Annotated in this window: 7 protein-coding genes; 3 read left to right on the plus strand and 4 right to left on the minus strand. The window is 70.8% G+C overall.

The window, feature by feature from the left end; genetic code table 11:
* A partial coding sequence (locus ABDW35_RS30255) for a 5-deoxy-glucuronate isomerase (RefSeq protein ID WP_343717558.1) occupies positions 1-579 on the minus strand: 579 nt, incomplete at its 3' end.
* Between the two features lie 26 nt (positions 580-605).
* Complete coding sequence (locus ABDW35_RS30260) at positions 606-1,307, minus strand: GntR family transcriptional regulator (RefSeq protein WP_343717559.1); 702 nt, start codon at positions 1,305-1,307, stop codon at positions 606-608.
* Positions 1,308-1,391: 84 nt separating this feature from the next.
* Here ABDW35_RS30260 and ABDW35_RS30265 point away from each other — a divergent pair, with 84 nt between their 5' ends.
* Positions 1,392-2,186, plus strand: coding sequence for a fumarylacetoacetate hydrolase family protein (locus tag ABDW35_RS30265; RefSeq protein WP_343717560.1), 795 nt, complete (start codon positions 1,392-1,394; stop codon positions 2,184-2,186).
* A 7-nt stretch (positions 2,187-2,193) separates the two neighbouring features.
* Here ABDW35_RS30265 and ABDW35_RS30270 read toward each other — a convergent pair whose 3' ends face one another.
* Positions 2,194-3,135, minus strand: coding sequence for a cation diffusion facilitator family transporter (locus tag ABDW35_RS30270; RefSeq protein WP_343717561.1), 942 nt, complete (start codon positions 3,133-3,135; stop codon positions 2,194-2,196).
* Between the two features lie 277 nt (positions 3,136-3,412).
* Between ABDW35_RS30270 and ABDW35_RS30275 the strand changes: the two genes are divergently transcribed.
* Positions 3,413-4,312 carry a phytanoyl-CoA dioxygenase family protein gene (locus tag ABDW35_RS30275; RefSeq protein WP_343717562.1) on the plus strand — a complete coding sequence of 300 codons (900 nt, stop codon included), beginning with the start codon at positions 3,413-3,415 and terminating at the stop codon, positions 4,310-4,312.
* On the opposite strand, the gene ABDW35_RS30280 is transcribed toward ABDW35_RS30275, so the two are convergent.
* Positions 4,313-5,224 (minus strand): LysR family transcriptional regulator, encoded by a 912-nt coding sequence (locus ABDW35_RS30280; RefSeq protein ID WP_343717563.1) that lies wholly within the window; start codon positions 5,222-5,224, stop codon positions 4,313-4,315. It lies immediately after the preceding gene.
* Between the two features lie 126 nt (positions 5,225-5,350).
* Here ABDW35_RS30280 and ABDW35_RS30285 point away from each other — a divergent pair, with 126 nt between their 5' ends.
* A complete protein-coding gene (locus ABDW35_RS30285) occupies positions 5,351-6,115 on the plus strand; it encodes an SDR family oxidoreductase (RefSeq protein ID WP_343717564.1) in 765 nt (254 codons plus the stop codon).
* The last annotated feature ends 10 nt before the right edge of the window (positions 6,116-6,125 follow it).

The following is a 6,125-nucleotide window of genomic DNA, read 5'->3' on the forward strand; positions in this document are numbered from 1 at the left end:
GACGCTGCCGCTGTGCAGCCGGGTCAGTCCCATCAGCAGTTGGCAGGTCGGCAGCACCTCCGGGTGCAGGTACTGCGACAGAGTGCGGCGGTTGCTGGTCTCGGGCGCGCCGAGCTCCTTGACGATCGCCTGGGCCTTGGTGACCAGCCGGGACGGGTGGGCGGCATGGGCCGGCGAGGAGTTGATGTAGAACTTCGCCGGGTTGGCCGGATCGACGCTGGCGAAGGCGACCGCAGCGATACCCTTGCCGAGATACAGCGCGTCCTGCGGCCCGACCTCGTAGACCGTGCCGTCGGCGGTGACGCGGCCGGCGCCGCCGACATTGATCAGCCCGAGCTCGCGCCGCTCCAGCAGCGTGGCGCTGCCCACCAGCTTCGCCAGATCCTCGCCCACCGCCAGCGGCGCGTCGGTCGGCACCGCGCCCGCCACCAGCATGCGGTCATAATGGGTGTAGGTGGCGGTCAGCCGGCCCGGGACCATCAGCTGCTCGATCAGGAAATGCCGGCGCAGATCCTCGCCGTCGAGCATCTCGGCCTGCTCGTAGTGCACCGCCTGGCGGGTGGTCGGGGTCTCGCTCATGCTGTCCTCGTCTCTCGCGATCGCGTCTATCGGGTTCGGCCCGGGTCGGGCTCGTCGAACAGTTCGGGATGCTCCGCCTCGATCCGCGGCAGCGCGCGCAGGATCTCGGTCAGGTGATGGCGCATCGCCCGCTCCGCCGCGTCGGGGTCGCGGGCGTCGATCGCCGCCATGATGGCGCGGTGCTGGTCGATCAGCGGCAGCATCGCCTCCGGGCCCGGCAGCGTCAGGGTGCAGATCCGGTCCATATGCGCCTTGAGGTCCTCCACCGCCATCCAGGCCATGCCGCAGCCGGCGCCCTCGGCGATGGCGATGTGGAACAGCTCGTCGGTGCGCTGGAAGTCGTGGTGATTGCCGCGCGACGCCGCCTTGGCCTGGGCGTCCAGCAGGTCGTCGATGCGCTCGCGGCTGGACCGGTCGAAGCCCTCGCAGGCGCGCCGCACCAGCGCCACCTCGACCGATTCGCGCACGAAGCGCGCCTCGGCCATCCGCCGCACCGACAGCTTGACCACCACCGTGCCGCGCTGGGGCAGCACCTCGACCAGCCGGGTCTTGGCCAGGGCGATCAGCGCCTCGCGCACCGGCTGGCGCGACACGCCGTAGCGCTGCGCGATCTCCTGCTCCGACAGCCGCGACCCCGGCGCCAGCTCCAGCGCCACGATAGCGCGGCGCAGCTCGCGTTCCAGCCGGCGCGCCACGGATTCGAAGCTCTGGACAGGGTCGATCTTCACGCGGGATCCTGAGGCCGTTGGACACCTTGCATATCAGCCCATACTACCATACACAAGAATCCGAACGTCCCTGGGGAGCCTGCAATGACTTCGAGCCGCGACTTGGCCATCGCTTTCACCGAAGCCCGCCGCGCCGGCCGCTCCCTGCCGGATTACCCGGGCACGCTGCCGCCGGACCTGCCCACCGCCTATGCGGTGCAGGAGGCGGCGACGGGGCTGTGGACCGACACGCTGGTCGGCTGGAAGGTGGCCGGCATCGCCGAGACCTGGCGACCGCGCTATGACGCGCCGCGCCTGGCCGGGCCGGTCTTCGCCCGCAACTTCCGCGACGCCCGCAACGGCCGGGTGGAGACGCCGGTAATCCCCGGCGGCTTCGGCGCGGTGGAGGCCGAGTTCGTGCTGCGGATCGATCAGGACATTCCGGCCGAGGCCCGGCCGCGCACGGTCGAGGAGATGCGCCCGCTGGTCGCCGCGGTGCATGCCGGGATGGAAATCGCCGGCAGCCCGCTGGCAACGCTGAACGACCTCGGCCCCGGCGCCGTGGCCAGCGATTTCGGCAACAATGCCGGCCTGGTGCTGGGCCCCGAGATCGCGGATTGGGACAGCCGCCAGCCTTCCGACTGGACCGTGCGGATGCGGGTCGACGGCGCGGTGGTGGGCGAAGGCAGCGCCGCCCGCGTCGCCGGCGGGCCGATCGCCGCCCTCGCCTTCCTGGCCGAGCATCTCGGCCGCCGCGGTCGCGACCTGCCGGCCGGCAGTTGGGTGCTGACCGGCATGACCACCGGCGTCCATGTGGTGAAGCCGGGCGACAGGGCCCAGGCCGAGTTCGACGGCGTCGGCACGGTCGAGGTGCTGGTCACGGCATCGACCGGAAGCTAGGTCGCGATCACGAGGCCTCGCCCCCAGCCGTGTCGGGGGCAGGCCTGCGCGGCCGATGCCGGGCGATGGCCACGCCGGCATGCTTGGCCTTCTCCTCCGGCTCGACATGGATGCCGATGACCGTGTCGGCGCCGATGTCCCGCTTCAGCGTCGCCTCGATCCGGTCGCAGATGTCATGCGCCTCGGAGACGGTCATCGCGCCCGGCACCACCAGGTGGAAGTCGATAAAGGTCAGCCGCCCGGCATGCCGGGTGCGCACGTCATGCGCTTCGAGCGCGCCGCCGCCATTGCGCGAGATGGCCTCGCGGATGCGCGCCATCGTCTCCGGCGGCACCGCCTCGTCCATCAGCCCGGCGACGGAATCCCGGATCATGGTGTAGCCGGACCACAGGATGTTCAGCGCCACGATCGCGGCCAGGATCGGGTCGAGGATCAGCCAGCCGGTCAGGGCCACCAGGGCGACGCCGACCAGCACACCGCCGGAGGTGTAGACGTCGGTCAGCACATGCTTGCCGTCCGCCACCAGCGCCGGGGCGCGGTACTGCCGGCCCCAGCGCAGCAGGGTCCAGCCCCAGACCGCGTTGATCGCCGAGGCCACGGCGTTGATCGCCAGGCCCAGCGCCGGGGCGTCGAGCGGCTGGGGATTCAAGAACCCCGCATAGGCCTCGCGCAGGATCGACAGCGCCGCCAGCACCACCAGCAGCCCCTCGAACACGGCGGAGAAGTATTCGGCCTTGGTGTGGCCATAGGGGTGGTTGGCGTCCGCCGGCTGGGCCGAGACCCGCAGCGCGATGAAGGCGGCCCCGGCGGCCACGACGTTGATGATGCTCTCCAGCGCGTCGGAATAGAGCGCCACCGAGCCGGTGACCCACCAGGCGAGGAATTTGAGGCCCAGCACCAGGGCCCCGACGAAGACGCTGGCCAGAGCGGCCTTGGAAGCCCGGTCCATCAGCCGCCCCGCCCTGCCCGGCCCCGAGAGTGCCAGCGGCCCGGCGGCTTCGTCTCGTATCCGTCCATACCTTTCCAAGCCTCGGCTAAGAAGTGTGGCGCATTGTACTTAACCAATTGATATTAAATGGATTTTACTGCCGATGCCAGAGTCCTCGCGGCACAGGCCCGAGCTGAGGATTCCGGAGGAAAAGCCGCCGCGACGCGACGACATTCCGGGCGGCCTGGCGCATGATGCCGGTAAGCGCTCCAAGGCGCGGCTGCGGTGGGAGGAGAAGATGGGCGTTCTGCCGTCCGCTCTGTCGTCGAACGGCTATGATCTCGATTGCAGCCCGGCGCGGCTGGGCTGGCTGAAGCCGAGCGACCCGGCGGAAGACCTCGCCGCCCTGCGGTCGCGCTACGACTCCGAGGGCTATCTCTGGCTGCGGTCGCTGCTGCCGCGGGCGGCGGTGCTGGAGTTCCGCCGCCACGTCTTCGCGCAATTCGCCGAGTTCGGCCTGCTGGCCGAGGGCTCGGATCCGGTCGAGGGCAAGGCCTCCGATCGCCCGGCCGATCCTGCATCGCGCGGCCGGCTGATGGAATTGGTCCGCTCCGCCGCCTTCGAATCCTTCTGCCTGATGCCGGAGCTGTGGCGCTTCATCGACCGGCTGATCGGCGGCACCTCCACCCTGCACCGGCGCAAGATCCTGCGCTTCACCCGGCCCGGCGACCCGGCCGCGACCGGCGCCCATTACGACCTGATCTACCTGCGTGCCGGCACCGACTGGCTGGTCACCGCCTGGATCCCGATCGGCGACGTGCCGGTGCGGATGGGCGGCCTCTTATACCTGCAAGGCTCCCACCGCCTCGGCCGCGAGATGGAGGCGGAGTTCGGCCGGAAGAACGCCGACCTGTCGCCGGAGGAGCGGATCAGCGCCTACAACCGCAACATGACCGAGACCGGCTGGATCTCGAAGGATCTGCCGGCGATGGCGGAGCGCTTCGGCACCCGCTGGCTGGCGGCGGACTACGCTGCCGGCGACGTGGTGCTGCACAGTCCCTACATGATCCACGCCGCGACCCGCAACGACGACCCGGACGGGACCATGCGCCTGTCGGCCGACATCCGCTTCCAGGACGTCCGCGACGACGCCGACCCGCGCTGGGGCAGCCATTGGAGTCTCGGCGACGGGCTGTGATCACGCCCCGTCGCGGTCCCAGGGCGGGACTCCGCGGAAGGTCTCGGCCAGGAAGTCGACCATCACCCGCACCTTGGCGCCGAGGTAGCGGCGGCTGGGATACACCGCCAGCACGTCGATATCGGCCATCCGATAGCCGGGCAGCAGCGGCACCAGCCGGCCCTGCCGCAGGTCACCGCCGATCAGGAAGGTCGGCTGCCAGATGATGCCGAGCCCGGCCAGGGCGGCGGCGCGCGCGGTGTCGCCGTTGTTGGCCTGCATGACGCAGGGCACCTTCACCGCATAAGGCCGCCCGGCCTCGTCGGCCAGGTGCCATTCGACCGTCGCGGCGCCGCTGTAGCCGATGCAGTCATGGGCCAGCAGGTCGGCGGGTGTCGCCGGCGCGCCGCGGCGGGCGATGTAGTCCGGCGCGGCGCAGACGATGTTGCGCGAGGCGGCCAGCTTCCGCGCCACCAGCGCCTGCGACCCGGCGCGCGAGATGCGGATCGCAAGGTCGTAGCCCTCGCCCACCAGGTCGACGACGCGGTCGACCAGGTCGACCTCTAGCTCGATCTGCGGATACCGCGCCAGGAAGCGCGGCCACAGCGGCGCCAGGTGCAGGATGCCGAAGCTGACCGGCGCGTTGACCCGCAGCCGCCCACGCGGGCTGAGCGCGGCGGAGGAGGCGATCGCCTCGGTCTCCGCCACCTCGTCGAGGATCGCCCGCGCCCGCTCGGCCAGCGCCTGGCCCGCCTCGGTCAGCGACAGCCGGCGCGAGCTGCGGTTGAGCAGGCGGACGGCGAGATGTGCCTCCAGCTCGTTGACGTAGCGGGTGACGTTGGCCGGCGAGGTGTCGAGCGCGTCGGCGGCGCGGGTGAAGCTGCCTTGGGCCACCACGGCGGCGAAGATCTCATAGGCACGCAGCCGGTCCATCGGCGTCAATCATTCAGGAAAGCTGAATGATCCTATCAGAGTCATGGCCTCGTTCCCAGCTTTCCTGCAGCATATGTTCTGCGGCGACGGCGGGCGTCGGGCCCGCCCCGATCCAGGAGATCCGAGATGCGTCGTTTGGAGAACAAGGTCGCGATCGTCACCGGCGCCAGCGCCGGCATCGGCCGGGCCACCGCGAAGCTGTTCGCCGCCGAGGGTGCCAAGCTGGTGCTGGGCGCCCGCCGCGAGGCCGAGCTGGCCAGCCTCGTCGCCGAGATCGAGGCTGAAGGCGGCCAGGCCGTGGCGCTGGCGGGCGATGTCCGCTCCGAGGACTATGCCCGCGCTCTGGTGGCGCTGGCGGCGGAGCGGTTCGGCCGGCTCGACATCGCCTTCAACAATGCCGGCACGCTGGGCGAGACCGGCGCCAGCACCGGCGTCACCGAGGCCGGGTGGGCCGACACGATCGCGATCAACCTGACCGGCGCCTTCCTCGGCGCCAAGCACCAGATCGCCGAGATGGCGAAGCAGGGCGGCGGATCGGTGATCTTCACCTCGACCTTCGTCGGCCACACCTTCGCCTTCCCCGGCGTCGCCGCCTATGCCGCCAGCAAGGCCGGCCTGATCGGCCTGACCCAGGCGCTGGCGGCCGAGTTCGGCCCGCAGGGCATCCGCGTCAATGCCGTGCTGCCGGGCGCGGTCGACACCGACATGTACCGCACCGCCAATGCCACGCCGGAGGCGCGGGAACATCTGAGCAGCATGCACGCCCTGAAGCGCGCCGGCACGCCGGAGGAGATCGCCCGCTCGGTCCTCTACCTGGCGTCGGACGACGCCTCCTTCGTCACCGGCACCGCGTCGCTGGTGGATGGCGGCATCTCGATCGCCCGGGGGTGATCGAGATGCC

The sequence above is a fragment of the Inquilinus sp. genome (genome assembly GCF_039594555.1).
GTDB lineage: Bacteria > Pseudomonadota > Alphaproteobacteria > DSM-16000 > Inquilinaceae > Inquilinus.

Bases quoted from the DNA above. Each gene is read 5' to 3' on its own strand.
- ABDW35_RS30265 (WP_343717560.1), top strand. From the start codon at position 1,392: ATGACTTCGAGCCGCGACTTGGCCATCGCTTTCACCGAAGCCCGCCGC.
- ABDW35_RS30270 (WP_343717561.1), bottom strand. From the start codon at position 3,135: ATGGACCGGGCTTCCAAGGCCGCTCTGGCCAGCGTCTTCGTCGGGGCC.
- ABDW35_RS30275 (WP_343717562.1), top strand. From the start codon at position 3,413: ATGGGCGTTCTGCCGTCCGCTCTGTCGTCGAACGGCTATGATCTCGAT.
- ABDW35_RS30280 (WP_343717563.1), bottom strand. From the start codon at position 5,224: ATGGACCGGCTGCGTGCCTATGAGATCTTCGCCGCCGTGGTGGCCCAA.
- ABDW35_RS30285 (WP_343717564.1), top strand. From the start codon at position 5,351: ATGCGTCGTTTGGAGAACAAGGTCGCGATCGTCACCGGCGCCAGCGCC.